Annotated in this window: 13 protein-coding genes; 7 read left to right on the top strand and 6 right to left on the bottom strand. The window is 74.7% G+C overall.

The features are described 5' to 3' along the window. Window positions 1-74: 74 nt before the first annotated feature. Window positions 75-737, bottom strand: coding sequence for a TetR/AcrR family transcriptional regulator C-terminal domain-containing protein (locus tag ACU610_RS09640; RefSeq protein ID WP_446767482.1), 663 nt, complete (start codon window positions 735-737; stop codon window positions 75-77). A 73-nt stretch (window positions 738-810) separates the two neighbouring features. Between ACU610_RS09640 and ACU610_RS09635 the strand changes: the two genes are divergently transcribed. Next, window positions 811-1,497: a DUF2306 domain-containing protein gene (locus ACU610_RS09635; RefSeq protein ID WP_446767481.1), complete on the top strand. Its 687-nt coding sequence runs from the start codon at window positions 811-813 to the stop codon at window positions 1,495-1,497. Between the two features lie 32 nt (window positions 1,498-1,529). On the opposite strand, the gene ACU610_RS09630 is transcribed toward ACU610_RS09635, so the two are convergent. Beyond that, window positions 1,530-1,877, bottom strand: a complete 348-nt coding sequence (locus tag ACU610_RS09630; protein ID WP_446767480.1) for a UBP-type zinc finger domain-containing protein — start codon at window positions 1,875-1,877, stop codon at window positions 1,530-1,532. 86 nt (window positions 1,878-1,963) lie between these two features. Here ACU610_RS09630 and ACU610_RS09625 point away from each other — a divergent pair, with 86 nt between their 5' ends. The 5 genes from ACU610_RS09625 (at window position 1,964) to ACU610_RS09605 (ending at window position 8,999) form a co-directional block, all read left to right on the top strand. After that, the gene (locus ACU610_RS09625; RefSeq protein WP_446767479.1) at window positions 1,964-2,332 is read left to right on the top strand and encodes a thioredoxin family protein; all 369 of its coding nucleotides are present in this window, start codon (window positions 1,964-1,966) and stop codon (window positions 2,330-2,332) included. A gap of 100 nt (window positions 2,333-2,432) precedes the next feature. Further along, on the top strand, window positions 2,433-3,752 hold the full coding sequence (locus ACU610_RS09620) for a ferritin-like domain-containing protein (RefSeq protein ID WP_446767478.1): 1,320 nt from the start codon (window positions 2,433-2,435) through the stop codon (window positions 3,750-3,752). Next, window positions 3,749-5,689, top strand: a complete 1,941-nt coding sequence (locus ACU610_RS09615) for a hypothetical protein (RefSeq protein WP_446767477.1) — start codon at window positions 3,749-3,751, stop codon at window positions 5,687-5,689. The genes ACU610_RS09620 and ACU610_RS09615 overlap by 4 nt, the downstream gene beginning before the upstream one ends. A 144-nt stretch (window positions 5,690-5,833) precedes the next feature. Further along, complete coding sequence (locus ACU610_RS09610) at window positions 5,834-7,492, top strand: FAD-dependent oxidoreductase (RefSeq protein WP_446767476.1); 1,659 nt, start codon at window positions 5,834-5,836, stop codon at window positions 7,490-7,492. Window positions 7,493-7,565: 73 nt separating this feature from the next. After that, a complete protein-coding gene (locus ACU610_RS09605) occupies window positions 7,566-8,999 on the top strand; it encodes an ATP-binding protein (protein WP_446767475.1) in 1,434 nt (477 codons plus the stop codon). 104 nt (window positions 9,000-9,103) lie between these two features. Here ACU610_RS09605 and ACU610_RS09600 read toward each other — a convergent pair whose 3' ends face one another. Both ACU610_RS09600 and ACU610_RS09595 read right to left on the bottom strand, forming a co-directional pair. Continuing rightward, on the bottom strand, window positions 9,104-9,676 hold the full coding sequence (locus ACU610_RS09600) for a class I SAM-dependent methyltransferase (RefSeq protein ID WP_446770714.1): 573 nt from the start codon (window positions 9,674-9,676) through the stop codon (window positions 9,104-9,106). Between the two features lie 8 nt (window positions 9,677-9,684). Further along, complete coding sequence (locus ACU610_RS09595) at window positions 9,685-9,807, bottom strand: hypothetical protein (protein ID WP_446770772.1); 123 nt, start codon at window positions 9,805-9,807, stop codon at window positions 9,685-9,687. A 162-nt stretch (window positions 9,808-9,969) separates the two neighbouring features. On the opposite strand from ACU610_RS09595, the gene ACU610_RS09590 reads away from it, so the two are divergent. Continuing rightward, window positions 9,970-11,466 carry an MFS transporter gene (locus tag ACU610_RS09590; protein ID WP_446767474.1) on the top strand — a complete coding sequence of 499 codons (1,497 nt, stop codon included), beginning with the start codon at window positions 9,970-9,972 and terminating at the stop codon, window positions 11,464-11,466. Between the two features lie 63 nt (window positions 11,467-11,529). Here ACU610_RS09590 and ACU610_RS09585 read toward each other — a convergent pair whose 3' ends face one another. Beyond that, window positions 11,530-14,751 carry a bifunctional cytochrome P450/NADPH--P450 reductase gene (locus ACU610_RS09585; RefSeq protein WP_446767473.1) on the bottom strand — a complete coding sequence of 1,074 codons (3,222 nt, stop codon included), beginning with the start codon at window positions 14,749-14,751 and terminating at the stop codon, window positions 11,530-11,532. Continuing rightward, on the bottom strand, window positions 14,748-15,464 hold the full coding sequence (locus tag ACU610_RS09580; RefSeq protein ID WP_446767472.1) for a hypothetical protein: 717 nt from the start codon (window positions 15,462-15,464) through the stop codon (window positions 14,748-14,750). The genes ACU610_RS09585 and ACU610_RS09580 overlap by 4 nt, the downstream gene beginning before the upstream one ends. Between the last annotated feature and the right edge of the window lie 95 nt (window positions 15,465-15,559).

Here is a 15,559-nt window from a genome sequence, read left to right as displayed (position 1 = left end):
CCGCACGGGTGAAGTCGGCCACCGCGATCCCCGCGAAGAGCACTTCCACCGCCACGGGGCCACCGTGTCACCCGTCAGGGCGGTCCGGCAGGAGTCCAGCCCTGGTGGTGGAGCCGCTCGAAGCCGTCGAGCAGCAGGTCGAGCGCGAACTCGAACTCGAACTGGTCGTCACAGCGCTCGGTGGTCGAGGCCATCTCGACGATGGCGGGGTACCGCGCGGCGAACCGGCCCAGCATCGCCGCTCGCTCGCCCGGGTCCGCGGGTGTCGCCGGGGTGGGGAAGACGTCCTGGGTGAAGCCCCACATCCGCGTGCCGAGGGCGTGCATCGCGTGGTGGGTGAGGTCGACGGAGAAGCCGCCGGCCCGGAACGCCGCGACGAGGGCCTCCATGTGGTCGAGCACCACCGGTGAGGCGGCGGTGCGCGACTCGACCACCTGGGCGGCCCAGGGGTGCCGCAGCAGGGAGGCCCGGGCGGACAGGACCCGTTGTCGGACGGCGTCCTTCCAGTCGGCGCCGGGCGCCGGGGGCTCGATGTCGCCGACGACGACGTCGACCATCCCGTCGAGCAGCTCCTCCTTGTTCGTCACGTGCTTGTAGAGCGCCATCGGCACCACGCCGATCCGCTGGGCGAGCGACCGCATGCTCAGTGCCTCGATGCCGACCTCGTCGGCGAGCTCCACCGCCGCGCGCAGCACCCGGTCCCGGTTCAGCCGGGCGCGGGGCGGGGGATTTGACACGTGTACACCGTACACCTACGGTTCCGGCACCGAGGTGTACGCTGTACGCCTCCTGGCCCGAAGGGCGACGCCCGTGACCTCCTCCAGCCCCGCGCGACAGTGGTCGGTCCCCGCCGGACTCCTCCTGCTCAGCGCCGTCCCGGTGCTCGCCGGCGCGGCCCGGGTCGGCGAGCTCACCGGCGGTGCGGGGGTCACGGCGGACAACGCCCGGTTCCTCGCGTCGCCGGTCCCCGTGCTGGTGCACATCGTGGGCGCGAGCGTGTTCTGCCTCCTCGGGGCCTTCCAGTTCGCCCCCGCCTTCCGTCGCCGTCGGCCCGGCTGGCACCGCCGGGCCGGTCGACTCCTCGTCCTCAGCGGTCTCGCCGCGGCGCTGTCGGGCCTGTGGATGACGCTCTCCTTCCCCCGCCCGCCCGCGGACGACGTCCTGCTGACGCCGATCCGCCTGTTCTTCGGCGCGGCGATGGCGGGCTGCATCGTCCTCGGCGTCGCCGCCATCCGCCGTCGGGACGTCGACGGCCACCGGGCCTGGATGGCGCGCGGCTACGCGATCGGACTCGGCGCCGGGACCCAGGTGCTGACCCACCTGCCGTGGGTGCTGCTGGCCGGCCAGCCGAGTGGGACCCCTCGGGTCCTGCTGATGCTCGCCGGCTGGGTGGTCAACCTCGCCGTCACTGAGTGGGCGCTGCGCCACCGACCGGCCCGGGCCGTCCCGTCGCCGCGCCGGGCGACTCGGGCCGTCGTGGCCGACCCGGTGCGCTGAACGCCCGGCCCCGTGCGGCCTGTCTCCGGTCGTCAGTGCAGGTGGGTCAGCCAGTCGGCGGGGACCCGGCCGCGCGGCCCGGGGGCCGGCTGGTCCCACGGCCGGTGCTCCGGCGGCGCGAGCTCCGGGCCCGGCACGAAGTCCTCGCGGGTGAAGTCCCAGAACCAGCTCTCACCCGGCTCGAAACTACGGATGACCGGGTGCCCGGACTCCGCGGCGTGCCGGCGGGCGTGCTGTGAGGGCGAGGAGTCGCAGCAGCCGACCTGCCCGCACTGCGCACACCGGCGCAGGTGGAACCACCACCCACCCGTGGCCTCGCACTCCACGCAGCCGGTGCCGCTGGGCGGCACCGACGGGTCGATCCCGACGGTCGTCCTCACGTCGGCCACCGTAGGGACGTCGGGCGGGTCCCCGGAAGCCGTCGCGCGACCGGCGGGGCACACTCGGGCAGGGGACGGAGGTCAGCATGGCGACGACGAGCCTCTCCGGGGCGGACTTCGCGGCGGCGACGCGGGCGGCGGGCATCGTGCTGGTCGACTTCCGTGATGCCGCGTCGGGATCCAGTCGCGCGTTCGCCGAGGTCTTCGACACCGTGGCCCAGCGCCACCCCGACCTGCGCTTCACCACCGTCGACCTGCCCGCTGAGCCGGCGCTGGCCGCCGCGGTCGGGGTGGAGCGGGCGCCGAGCCTCATGGTGTTCCGCGACGGCGTGCCGGTGTTCGCCGAGCCGGGTTGGCTGCCCGAGGACTCCGTCGAGTTGCTCATCGCCACCATCCGCGAGCTCGACATGGTCGCCGTCCGGGAGACCTTCCCCGAGCCGGTCACCGGTACCTGAGCACCCTCGGGCACGCGGGGAGGGTCTCCGGAGCAGGCGCCGCCGCTAGCCTGGCGGGGCTCCGGGTCAACCGCTCGAGTCGCCGATCGGGGACGTTCGGATGAAGCGCGGCGCCACACTCGTGTTCAGGGCTCGGGAGGCCGTCCCGGCGGCCCGGGCCGAGACGGCGGCCGTCCCGGCGACGGCGGCGGAGGCCGACCTGACCCTTGAGGTCGTCCCCGAGCTCGCGCCGCGCGACGAGGCCGTCTTCCTGCTGCACACGGCCGCCGAGGTCGAGCACGCGCTGATGGTCCAGTACCTCTACGCGGCCTGGTCCCTCCCCGACGGGCCGGTCGGCGTGCGGCGCTGGCGGCAGGCGATCCTCCGGATCGCCCGGGAGGAGATGGCGCACCTCGTCGACGTGCAGAACCTGCTGCGGTTCGTCGGCGGTCCGCTGAACCTCGACCGCGAGGACTTCCCGTTCCGGAGCGGCTTCTACCCCTTCCCGTTCCGCCTGGAGCGGCTGCACCGCGCATCGCTCGCCCGCTACGTCGTCGCGGAGATGCCGGCCCGGTCCGGCGTGGACCCGGCGCTGATCGCCGAGGCGGTGCGCCTGGCGACCGGTGGGCCGGACGGCGGGCCGGTCAACCGCGTCGGTGCGCTGTACAACCGGCTGAGCGAGCTGTTCGGCGACGAGGACCGGCTCCCCGACGCCGTGTTCCGACCGGACACCGCCGACCTGCTCCAGGCACGCCCCTCGCGGTTCCGTGCCGACGTGGGGCACGGCCCGCTGTACCTGCGCACCGTGCGCACCCGCGCCGAGGCGCTCGGCCTCCTCGCCGACGTCGCGAACCAGGGGGAGGGGGAGGGGTCCGTGGCCGACTCCCACTTCCTGGCCTTCGTCGACGTCTTCGACGGCTGGCCGGTCGACGGCGACGGTCCGTCGTTGGAGGTCCCGACGAACCCGACCGTCGGGTCCTCGTCCGGCGCCGACGACGGGGGTCTCATCAGCCACCCGCACGCCCGGGACTGGGCGGTGGTCTTCAACCACCACTACCGCATGCTGCTCGCCTGGATCCAGCACGGCCTGCTCACCGGGGCGGGGGCCACCGCGGACGGCCTGGCGCTCCGGGCGTTCGACGAGATGTTCGTCCTCGCCGACGTGGGGCCGCTGCTCGCCACGCTGCCGCGCACGGCCGGCGGCGCGGGCCGGGCCGGTGCTCCCTTCGAACTGCCCTACACCCTCGCGCTGCCCGACCTCGCGCCGGACCGCTGGACGCACCACCAGGACCTGATCGCGACCGCCCGCGCGCAGATCGCCGCCCTGGGGCCCAGCACCGGCAGCGCCGAGGACGACGTCCGGCGGCGCATCACCGCGTCGCTGAAGGTGGCCGAGGCGTTCGTGACGGCGCACCTCGACGAGGCCCGGAGGCCGGTGTGAGCGTCCTGTCGTTCCCTCGACTGCACCTGCGCGGCGGGATGTCGTGGGACCCGGTCGTGTCCAACAACGACCCGGCGGTCTACGACGGCGTGGCGGCCCGGGCGATGCTCGCGCCGGGGGAGCGGGTCGCCTGCTTCCGCGAGCGCATGATCGCCAGCACGGTGGAGCGCGGCGACTGGAACTACTTCGGCACGTACCGGTGTGCGCTGGAGGGAGGGCAGGTCAGCGGCGGATCACTCGCTCCCCGCGACGGGGGAGACCTGCTCGGCGACGGCGTCCTCGGCGCACCGGTCGGCCTCGTCGGCAAGCTGGTCGACATCGACCCGGCCGGGGTGCTCTCCCAGCTCTTCTTCGACGAGCTCACCGTGGGCGTCCCGGGCCGCCCCCACCTCCGCGCCCGCCCGCGCCGCCGGATGAGCTCCCGCTGGCTGAACTTCGGTCGCAACCTGGGCGAGCTGCCCATCGCCGGTCGCGCGTCCGCGGCCTGGCAGACGGTCTTCCCCACGGCGGACGTCGAGCTCCGCCGCACCGGCGGGTCGCCGCTGCTCGGGCGCCTGGCCGCTGCCCTCGACCAGCCGCGCGCCCGTGGTCTCGTGCTGCGGCTGAGCACCTACCGGACCCTGTACTTCCAGAATGGGGTGCTCAACGAGCTGGAGCCGGCGGCCGACCTCGGCCAGCTGCAGCGCCTGCACGAGCGGGGCCTGCCCGTGTCCAACCCCGCGTACAGCCTGGTGGTGGGCACGCTGGGGGTGTGGTGGGACGGGGAGAGCGAGTCGGTGCCGGACGGGCGCCGGCTGTTCTCCGCCGGACCGGTGCCGGTGCGCAACGCCGGCGGTCGCCCAGCGGCGGCCGGCCCGGCCGCAGCGGTGTTCCACCCCGACGAGGGGACGTTGTCCCTCGACCTCGCGGACACGGTCCCCGAGCTGGACCGGGACGCGGAGAAGGCGGACTTCGGCCCGCTGGAGGTCGTCGTGGAGACCGACGACGGCGCCGTCGGGATCGGGCGGGTCGAGTACTCCGCCTACGACCGGTCGGCCTACGAGGCGCGGGCGGGGGTCGTGGACGTCGACGTCTCCGGCCGCCCGGACGTCGCCGCCCTGCTGTCGCGCGGACGGCTGTCGATACGGGTGGACGCGCCCGCCGGGTGCACGGAGCTGCTCGGCGAGCGGCGGCTCACCGCGTCCTGCGACGACTGCAACGTCTACCTCGACCAGGACGAGCTCCGGACGCTGGCGATCCGTGCCCGGGAGTGCGGCGAGCCTCCGTCGCGGCCGCTGTCCGTCCTCGTCGCCACCTACGTGCAGGCGGAGGACATCGTCTTCTCGGGGGAGATGACCGTGCTCCCGGTCGCGGAGGACGGCACGGCGACCCTGGAGATCCGCGGTGAGCAGCCCGGGTACCGGCATCTCGGCTTCACCGTGTTCGGCGAGGGCGACATCCCGGTGCCACCCGCCACGTTGCCCATCGCCACCGCCGACTTCACCAGCGTGCGCACCCTGCCCTTCGACGACGAGCTGGCGGACGCCACTCCGGACGAGGCGCTGACCTTCGGCTTCGTCTTCGCCAACGTCCTGTCGACGTACGACGCGATCGCTCCGCGGATGAGCAACGTCCTCGACCTCTCCAGCGCCGAGGCGGTGCGCACGTTCGCGCGCCGCATCCTGGAGGTGGTCGACCCCGCGCTGTTCGAGAGCAGCCGGTACATGCCGGTCACCCGGGACCTCTCCCGGGGCGGGCGCACGTTGCTGCGGCGGTTCTGCACCCTGCAGCTCACGTCGCCGGGTCCCGCTCGGGTCCCGGCGCCCGAGCCGCCCACCGCGGCGGAGGCCGGCGCCGACCGCGCCGACGGCCGTGGGGAGCCCGGGCCGTCCGGACCAGGCGGGCTCCGCACCGCCCCCCTCGGCGAACCGTTCGACAAGCGGGCGCTCCCGGGGTGATGCCCCGGCCACCGATGCCGTGGGGACCGGCGTCTCGCCAGGCTGTCGCGGCGGCGGCCGTGCGGGCTAGCGTGGCCGCACCCGGCGACGACGCCGTCCTCCAGCGCACCTCCCCGCCACGGCGGGCCCGGACAGGAGGCCGCCATGGGCCGACCCGTGCTGCTCACCGTCGACGACGACCCCGCCGTCTCCCGCGCCGTCGCCCGGGACCTGCGCCGCCACTACGGCGAGGCGTACCGGGTGCTGCGGGCCGGCTCCGGTGCCGAGGCCCTCGAGGCGCTGCGGGAGCTGAAGCTGCGCGGCGACCCGGTGGCGGTGCTGCTGGCCGACCACCGGATGCCGGAGATGAACGGCATCGAGTTCCTCGAGCAGGCGATGGACCTGGTCCCGCGGGCCCGGCGCGCGCTGCTCACCGCCTACGCCGACACCGACGCGGCCATCGCGGCGATCAACGACGTCGACGTCGACGCCTACCTGCTCAAGCCGTGGGACCCGCCCGAGGAGAAGCTCTTCCCCACGCTCGACGCGATGCTGACCGCCTGGCACGACACCCCCGACCCCGAGGTGCACGGCGTCAAGCTGGTCGGCCACCGCTGGTCGGCGCCGTCCTTCCGCGCCCGCGACCTGCTGGCGCGCAACGCCGTCCCCTACCGCTGGTTCAACGCCGACGAGCCCGACGGGCAGCGGATCCTCGCTGCGGCCGGCGCCGGTCCGGACGACGTCCCCGTCGTGGTCACCGCCGACGCGCAGGTGCTGCGGCACCCCGGCGAGGCCGAGCTCGCCGCGGTCGCGGGTCTGGCCGTCGACCCGCGGGAGAAGTTCTACGACCTGGTGGTCGTCGGTGGTGGGCCGGCCGGGCTGGGCGCGGCCGTCTACGGTGCCTCGGAGGGACTGCGGACCGTGCTCGTCGAGCGGGAGGCGACCGGAGGGCAGGCCGGGCAGAGCAGCCGCATCGAGAACTACCTCGGCTTCCCCGACGGCGTCTCCGGCGGGCAGCTGGCCGACCGCGCCCGCCGGCAGGCCGTCAAGTTCGGTGCCGAGCTGCTGCTGGCCCGTGACGTGGTGGCGCTCGAGGCGCACGGCCCCAAACGCGTGGTGCGCCTCGACGACGGCCGGCGCATCGCCGCGCACGCCGTCGTCCTGGCCACCGGCGTCTCCTACCGCAGCCTGGGCGTGGACGGCGTCGACGACCTGAGCGGCCGCGGCGTCTACTACGGCTCGGCGATGACCGAGGCCGCCCAGTGCGCCGACAGCGACGTGTACGTCGTGGGCGGGGCCAACTCGGCGGGCCAGGCGGCGGTGTTCTTCTCCCGCTACGCCCGCTCGGTGTGCCTGCTCGTCCGCGGGCCCTCGCTGGAGGCCTCGATGTCGGCCTACCTCATCGAGCAGATCGCCGACATCCCGTCGATCTCGGTGCGCACCCGCACCAGCGTGGTGCGCGCCCAGGGCGACGGGCACCTCGAGGCCATCACCGTGGAGGACGCGCGGACCGGTGAGCGGGAGACGCTGCCGTCCAGCCACCTGTTCGTCTTCATCGGCGGGGCGCCGCGCACCGGCTGGCTCGACGGCACCGTCGTCCGTGACGAGCGCGGGTTCATCCCGACCGGGCCCGCCCTCCTGCGCGAAGGACGCCGTCCCGCCGGCTGGGACCTCGACCGCGACCCGTACCTGCTGGAGACCAGCCTGCCCGGTGTCTTCGTCGCCGGGGACGTGCGGGCCGACTCGGTCAAGCGGGTCGCCTCGGCCGTCGGCGAGGGGGCCATGGCGGTCACGCTGGTCCACCGCTACCTGGAGGAGAGATGACCGAGACGGCGAGGTCGACCGGGTGCAGCGCACGACCCGGCACGGGTCCGACGAGCGCCGGCGAGGTGGAGACGTGACGACGGCGGCCGAGCGGCTCGGCCCGGCCGAGCTGCGCGAGCTCTTCCTCTTCGCCGACCTGGACGACGAGCAGCTGGCCTGGGTCGCCGAGCACGGCGACGTCGTCGCGTTCCCGGCCGGCGCCGAGGTGTCGGTCGAGGGCGAGGCGGCCACCTGCTTCTCGGTCCTGCTCGACGGGACGCTCGCCATGTCCCGCCGGGTGGGCGGCAGCGAGGTCGAGACCGTGCGGACGGCGCACCGCGGCGTCTACTCCGGCGCGGTGCAGTTCTACTTCGGCGACCGGCTGCCGCAGCGCTACCCGGCGACGGTCCGCGCCGTCACCGACTGCCGCTTCCTGCAGCTGCCCGCCGCGGAGTTCGCCGCCGTGTTCCGGCGCTGGTACCCGATGGCGGTGCACCTGCTGGAGGGCCTGTTCGTCGGCCAGCGCAACACCGCCGAGCTGGTCGGGCAGCGGGAACGGCTGCTGGCGCTGGGCAAGCTGACCGCCGGGCTCACCCACGAGCTCAACAACCCGGCCGCCGCCGCGTCGCGCGCCGCCGCGGCGCTGCGCGACCGGTTCGCCGGGATGCGCCACAAGCTGGCCCTGCTGTCGGAGGGCCGGCTCGACGGCGCGGTGCTGCGGGCGCTGACCGGGCTGCAGGAGGAGCTGGTGGCCCGGGTGGCCGGCGCCCCGGAGCTCACCGCGCTGGAGCGCGCCGACCGGGAGGACGAGCTCGGCGACTGGCTCGACGAGCGGGACGTCGGCGGCGCGTACGAGCTCGCCGGCGTCTTCGTCGGCGCCGGGCTCGGCCCCGCGGACCTGCAGCGGGTCGCCGACGCGGTCGACGACACCGCCCTGGAGCCGGCGCTGCGCTGGCTGGCCTACGCGGTGGAGACCGAGTCGTTGCTCGCCGAGATCACCGACAGCACCGGCCGCATCTCCGGCCTGGTCGACGCCGCCCGCCAGTACTCGCAGCTCGACCGCGCCCCGTACCAGCCCACCGACCTGCACGCCGGGCTCGACGCCACGCTCGTGATGCTCAGCGCCAAGATCCCGCCGGGGGTGCGCGTGGTCAAGGACTACGACCGGTCGCTGCCCGCGGTGCCCGGCTACCCGGGGGAGCTCAACCAGGTCTGGACCAACCTGATCGTCAACGCGCTCGACGCGATGGCGGGGGAGGGGACGCTCACCCTGCGCACCGCCCGGGACGGCGACCGGGCGCTGGTCGAGGTCGCCGACACCGGCCCCGGGATCCCCGAGGAACTGCGGCAGCGCGTGTTCGAGCCGTTCTTCACCACCAAGCCGGTCGGCCAGGGCACCGGATTGGGCCTCGACGTGTCCTACCGCGTCGTCGTCACCCGGCACGGCGGCGACCTGCGGGTGTGCTCGGAGCCCGGCGACACCCGCTTCCAGGTACGGCTCCCGCTGACCGACGCGGCTCCCGCCTGAGGGAGGGCCCCGTCCCGGCCCCGCTGGCTCCCTGCAGGGTCCCGCCGCGAGCCTGCGAGCGGGGGGCAAGGGGTCCTTCCACGAGGGGGGAGGACGGGGTCCTCCTACGGTGTGCGGGCCACGTAGACCGAGTCGAACGGGTCGTCGGGCACGTCGTGCACGGCCACGTCGACGAACCCGGCCTCGTCGAGCATCCGGCGGGCCAGCTGCTCGCCCCACACCGTGCCCAGCCCGGCGCCGCCCTGGGCGAGCGAGACGGTCATGCAGTGCAGCGTGCTGATCCCGTACAGCCAGGGCGCCATGGGGTTGCCCACGTTGTCCTCCAGCGCGGAGGCCGCCTTGATGTCCATCATCACGAACCACCCGCCCGGCTCCAGCGCCGCGCGCACCCGCGACAGGACGCCGGCCGGGTCGGCCTGGTCGTGGATCGCGTCGAAGGCGAACACCGCGGTGGACAGCGGGTCGCTGGGCAGCCGGGCGACGTCGAGCACCTCGAACGAGACGTTGGTCAGCCCCCAGTCGGCGGCCTCCGCCCGTGCCCGGTCGATGGCGTCCCCGGCCAGGTCGTAGCCGGTGAACGACGACCGCGGGTACGCCGGGGCCATCAGGTTCAGCGCGTGCCCGGTGCCGCAGCCGACCTCCGCGACCCGGACGCCGTCGGTCAGCCGCGCGGGCAGCTCGCCGGTCAGCGGGAGGATGCCGTCCGCGACGCCAGGTCGATCATCAGCGTCACCATGCCGCCGACGTAGGTGCCGATCAGCTTCTCGCCGAAGGCGGCGACCCGGGTCTCGTCGAGGGACGTGGTCATCGTGCACCTCCAGAGTCCGCCTGAGCGGCCACGCTAGGAGGGCCCGCGACGGGGCGGCCAGGGCCGGAGGCCCCGCCCTGCGGAGCCCCCGGACCCGGCGGAGGATCGAGGGGACGGCGGGCGCGCACCGGGCGCCGCCACCTCGACTCCCCGGAGGTGCCCGTGACGGCCCGGCCCGACCTCGACCGGACCGCGCGGGACCGCGGCGGCGACGCGGAGGAGTACCGGCCGGACCCGCGCCGCTGGCGGGCGCTGTCGGTCACCCTCGTCGCGGGCTTCATGAGCCTGCTCGACGTCAGCATTGTGTCGGTGGCGCTGCCCACGTTGCAGCGCGAGCTGGGGGCCTCGCCCGCGGCGGTGCAGTGGGTGGTCTCCGGCTACGCGCTGACCTTCGCGCTGATGCTCGTCCCGGCCGGCCGGCTGGGCGACGCCCTCGGCCGGCGGCGGATGTTCCTCGTCGGGCTGGCCGGCTTCGTGCTGTGCAGCGCGGCGGCCGGCGCGGCAGCGAGCGTGGGCCTGCTCATCGCGGCCCGGCTGGCGCAGGGGCTGGCGGCCGGGGTCCTGGCCCCGCAGAACTCCGGGCTGATCCAGCAGCTGTTCCGCGGCGGCGAGCGGGGCCGGGCGTTCGGCCTGTTCGGCGCCGTCGTCGGGGTGTCGACCGCGGTGGGGCCGATCGTCGGCGGGCTGCTGCTGGCGGTGGCCGACTGGCGGTGGATCTTCTACGTCAACGTCCCCATCGGCGTGGTGGCGTTCGCGCTGGCCTGGCGGCTGCTCCCGCGAGGCGGCGCGGCCCGGAGCAGCTCCATCGACGGCGGCGGGGTGCTCCTGCTCGGCGCCGGGGCACTGGCCCTGCTGCTGCCGCTGGTGCAGGCCGAGGCCGGCGGGCTCTCCCGGCTGTGGTGGCTGTTCCCGGTCGGTGCGCTGCTGATGGCCGCCTTCCTCGCCTGGGAGCGTCGGGTGGTGCGCCGCGGCGGGGAGCCGGTGTTCGACCCGCGGCTGGTGACGCAGACGCCCGGGTACGGGCTGGGGGCGGCGCTCGGGACCGTCTACTTCGTCGGCTTCAGCGGCATCTGGCTGGTCTTCGCGCTGTTCTTCCAGACCGGCCTGGGGCTGACCCCGCTGCAGTCCGGGCTGGCGGTGACGCCGTTCGCGCTCGGCTCGGCGGTGGCCGCGGTGGTGGCCGGGCGGCTGGTCGAGCGCTTCGGCCGGCTGCTCACCGTCCTCGGCCTGGTCGGGGTGATGGCCGGGCTCACCGCGACCGCCCTCGTCCTGCTGTTCGCACCCGCCGGCGCCGTCCCCTGGGCGGTGGCGCCCGCGCTGCTGGCCGGCGGCCTGGGCGGCGGCTGCGTCATCTCGCCGAACATCACGATGACGCTGCGCGAGGTGCCCGTCCGGATGGCCGGTGCGGCCGGCGGCGGACTGCAGACCGCGCAGCGCTTCGGTGCGGTCATCGGGACGGCGGCGCTGCCGGGCCTGTTCTACGTCGTCCTCGGAGCGACGGGCGAGGACTACCCGGTGGCCGCGGCGGCCGGGTTGGGGGTCGCCCTCGCCGGGATCGCCGCGGCCCTCGTCCTCGCCGTCGTCGACCTGCGGCACAGCCGGGGGCAGGACGCGGGCGTCGAGCGGCGCGGGGACGCGCACGCGCACCGACGCCGCTGACCGCCCTGCCCCGCACGGACGCCGACCGGGTGCGTCCCGGCCCCGGGGTGCCCTCCGGCGGTGTCAGCCGCCCCAGATGTCCTCGAGGAACCGGTCGCCCGAGCGCAGCCCGGCCAGCCAGGCCTGCGCGTCCGCCTCACCGGCCGACGTCCGCTCCCGGAAGACCCGCGCCAGGGACGCGCGTACGGCGGGGGCGATGGTGGCGGCGTTGCCGCAGACCAGGACGACGGCGCCCTGCTGCAGGAGGTCCCACACCTCGTCGGCGCAGTCCAGCAACGCGTCCTGCACGTAGCGGCAGGGACGGCCGTCCTCGCGGGAGAAGGCGTTCTCCACGCGCACCAGTCCCTGCTCCTCGAACCCGCGCAGCTCCTCGGCGTAGAGCAGGTCCGCCCCTGGCTCGCGGCAGCCGAAGACCAGCAGTGAGCGGGCCACGGGCACGCCCTGGGCACGCTGCGCCGCGCGCTCCTGGAGGAAGCCACGGAAGGGCGCCACCCCGGTCCCGGCCCCGATCATGACCATCGGCACGTGCGGGTCCTCCGGTGGCCGGAAGGGGATGGTCGGCTCGCGGACGAACACGAACGCCGTCCCGTCCTCGGGTAGCTCGGCGAGGTGCCCGGAGGCCACGCCGGTGAACGTGCCCGCGCCGGAGCGGGCCGGGCCGCGGAGCACGCCCACGGTGATGCTGCAGACGTCCGGGCTGGCCAGCGGCGAGGAGGAGATCGAGTAGTACCGGGGCCGCAGCGGCGGCAGCACGTCCAGGAACTCCTCGAAGGGCAGCCGGCAGGCGGGGAACTGCTCGAGCAGGTCGAGCACCGACCGGTTGGGCCCGAGCACCTGCTGCCGGTACTGCTCGTCGTCCCCGGCCACCGCCTCGAGGGCGGACCGCTGGTCCGGGTCGTCGGTGTGCCGTGCGAGGAGCGCCACGTCGTCGCGGGTGGCGACGTCCTGGAGCTCGACGCAGGTCCCGAGCACGCCCAGCAGCGGCGTCGGCTCGTCGATCGGCAGGTGGGTGTGGGCGCCGCTGTTCGGGATGATCGTGACGTACTGCCCGGCGTCCAGCCCGAAGTGCGCCATGACGCGGCGGATCTGCTCGATGCTGTTGCGCGGGAGCACCCCGAGGTGGTCACCGGCGCGGTAGGCCGTGTCCGCCGGGAGGGCGATCTCCAGGTGTCGGGTCGACCGGCGCGGCGTCCCGTGCTCGCCCGCGCCGAGCAGCTCCCGGTTCTCCCGGACCCGGGCCGGTCGTGCCCGGTACGACACGATGACCGGGTTGGTCACCTGGCGGTTGGTGAGCGTGATCGACAGCCGGGGCCCGGCGGGGGCCGTGGCGGCGACCTCCGCCGGCAGGTCCAGCGCGGTGGCGAGGGTCTGCCACAGGTCGCCGTGCCAGTCGCGGTACGCCGCGTCGAAGTCGCCGGCCGCGTTGCCCTCGCCGCGGGCGTGGACCCGCTCCCCGCCATGGGCTTCCAGCTCCCGGTCGAGCAGGGTGGGCACGGCCTGGTAGGTGCCGGCCCACTCGGTGTTGCCGCAGCCGAAGACGCTGTACGTCACGCCCGCGGCCGCGTCGGCCGGGGCGGAGCTGATCCAGCGGCAGAACGCGGCGGCGTTGTCCGGCGGCGTCCCGTTGTAGGACGAGCAGACCACGAGGAGGGCGCCGCCGGCGGGCAGGTCCTCGACGTGGTCGTCGAGGGGCCCGAGAGTCACGTCGAAGCCGCGTTCGGTCCCCTCCTGGGCCAGCCGCGTGGCGATCGACTCCGCGGTGCCGAGGTTGGAGCCGAACAGCACCGTCAGCTTCGTGCCGTGCCGCGCGACCGTGGGCACGGGTGCGGCCTGCGGGGTGGCGGTCCGGACCACGGGGTCCGGTCCGCTGCGCTGGACCGGGATGCCGAGCGGGACGTCCTCCCGCGGCAGCACCTGCAGGTGGAAGTCGTCGGGCTTGACGGTGAGCGTCGTCTTGACGTGCAACCGGTAGTCGCGGGCGTCGACGAAGTCGAACCGCTGCAGCAGCATGCCCAGCACGAGGGTGGCCTCCTGCAGCGCGAACTGGCGGCCGATGCAGGCCCGCTGCCCGGTGCCGAAGGGCTTGTAGGCGTGCGGCGGGAGGGCGGCCAGCCGCTCGGGTGCCACGTGATCGGGGTCGAACTCCGCGGCGTCGGGTCCCCACACCGAGGTGCTGCGGTGCAGCGAGGGCAGCAGCACGGTGATCGGCGTGTGCGCGGGGATGGCGTAGCGGCCGCCGATCACGGTGTCCTCGAACGGCGCCCGGGTGAAGCCGGGCGCGGTCGGCCAGAGCCGCAGGGACTCGTCGAGCACCTGGCGGACGTAGCGCAGCCGCTGCACCTGCTCGAACGCCGGCTGGGCCGTGCGGCCCAGCACCTCGTCGACCTCGGCCCGGGTTCGCTGCAGGAACGACGGGTTCTTGACCAGGTAGTGGAGCGCGAACGACAGCAGTCCCGAGGTCGTCTCGTGCCCGGCGACGAGGAAGGTGATGCACTGCGCGCGGATGTTCTCGTCGGGCAGTCGTTCACCGTTCCGGTCGACCCCGGTGAGCATCCGGCCGAGCAGGTCGGTGGTGTCCGCGGCGTCCCCCTGCGCCCGGCGCTCGGCGACGAGCCGGTCGACCAGGTCGTCCATGAACGCCTGGTCCTCCTCCATCTGCCGCTGGGCGCGGACCTTCAGCCGGGTCTGGACCGGCAGCTGCCGCGCGCGGGCCTGCGACTCGGCCAGCGTGCGGATCATGGCGTCGACGAACGGGTGGGGGGTCTCCCGGTAGAAGGAGTTGAACCGGTAGCCGAAGCCGCAGAGCGCGATGGTGTCGAGGGTCAGCCGGGTCATGTCGGCCGGGATGTCGGCCTCCTCGCCGGGGTTGAGCCGCGACCACTTCTCCACCAGCTGCTCGGCGATGTCGAGCATCTCCGGCAGGTAGTCGCGCATCGCCTGCAGGCTGAACGGGCTCATGAGGATCTCGTGCGCCCGGTGCCACAGCGGGTCGTCGGTGTCGGAGGTGAACAACCCGTTCTCGAGGGCGTCCTTCTTCAGGTTGCCCAGCCCTCCACCGACCACCTTGTCGAAGCGCGCGTCGTCGCAGACCTCGGCCACCAGGTCCGGTCCCGACACCATCAGCCGCGTGCCCCCCGGGACGCTCAGCCGGTACAGCGGCCCGTATTCGTCCGCCATCCGCATGAAGCTCTCGAAGGGACTGGCGGTGTCGATGTCGAGGACGTTGCCCAGAACCGGCACCCCGCGGGGGCCGGGGATCTCGTCGAGGGCGGCGGTCGCGGTCATGACGGAGCTCCTGCCGGCCGGCGCACCAACAGCAGGACGCTCATGAGCAGCACCCAGGCCGGGAACACCAGCAGGATGGCGGGGTGGAAGGTGGTGCTCGCCAGGAGGACGGCGGCGAGCGCGTAACTGATCAGGGCGGCCGGTCGTGGCACCACGCCGGCGGCCCGGGCGAGGCCGGTGGTGGTGAGCATGTACATCCCGGCGGCCCGCACCGCGTACACGAACACGAGCGTGTAGCCCGCCGCCGTCAGCCCGCGGGTGACGTCGGGGGTCAGGGGCGGGTCGTCGGAGAGCTGGACCACCAGTGCCGCCGCGCCGGAGGCGGCGGCTCCGGCGAACAGCAGGGCGACGAAGAGCACGCAGGCGGCCAGGTGCAGCCAGTGGGTGGCGTCCGCCCAGGACCCCGGACGCCGTACCTGCAAGAGGGTGCGCGTGGCGATCATGTGCCAGAGGGCCGCGATGCCGGCGAACGGCACCAGGTAGAGCCCCACCGCCACCATCTCGTCGCCGCCGCCGGCGTAGAAGTCCGTGAACTCCGCGTCGGAGGCGGCCAGGCCCGGAACGCGGCTGAGCAGCAGCACCGCCGTGACCAGCAGCAGCGTGAAGGCGATGCCCGACCACCCGGCCGTGCGCGCGTGGGCAGCCGCGAGCCCTCCTGCGCCGTGGTCCTGGACGGTGGTGGAGGGGCGAGGTGGCCGGGTGGGGACCCTCATGGAGGCCTCCTGCGGCCGCCTGCCCCGTGGCTGCGACGTGGTCCCGCGTCCGGGCCGGAGGGGACCGGGCTTTGCTACACCCGCCGGCGGGGGAG

Source organism: Geodermatophilus sp. URMC 61 (genome assembly GCF_052931555.1).
This window is presented reverse-complemented; position numbering and strand designations above follow the sequence as displayed.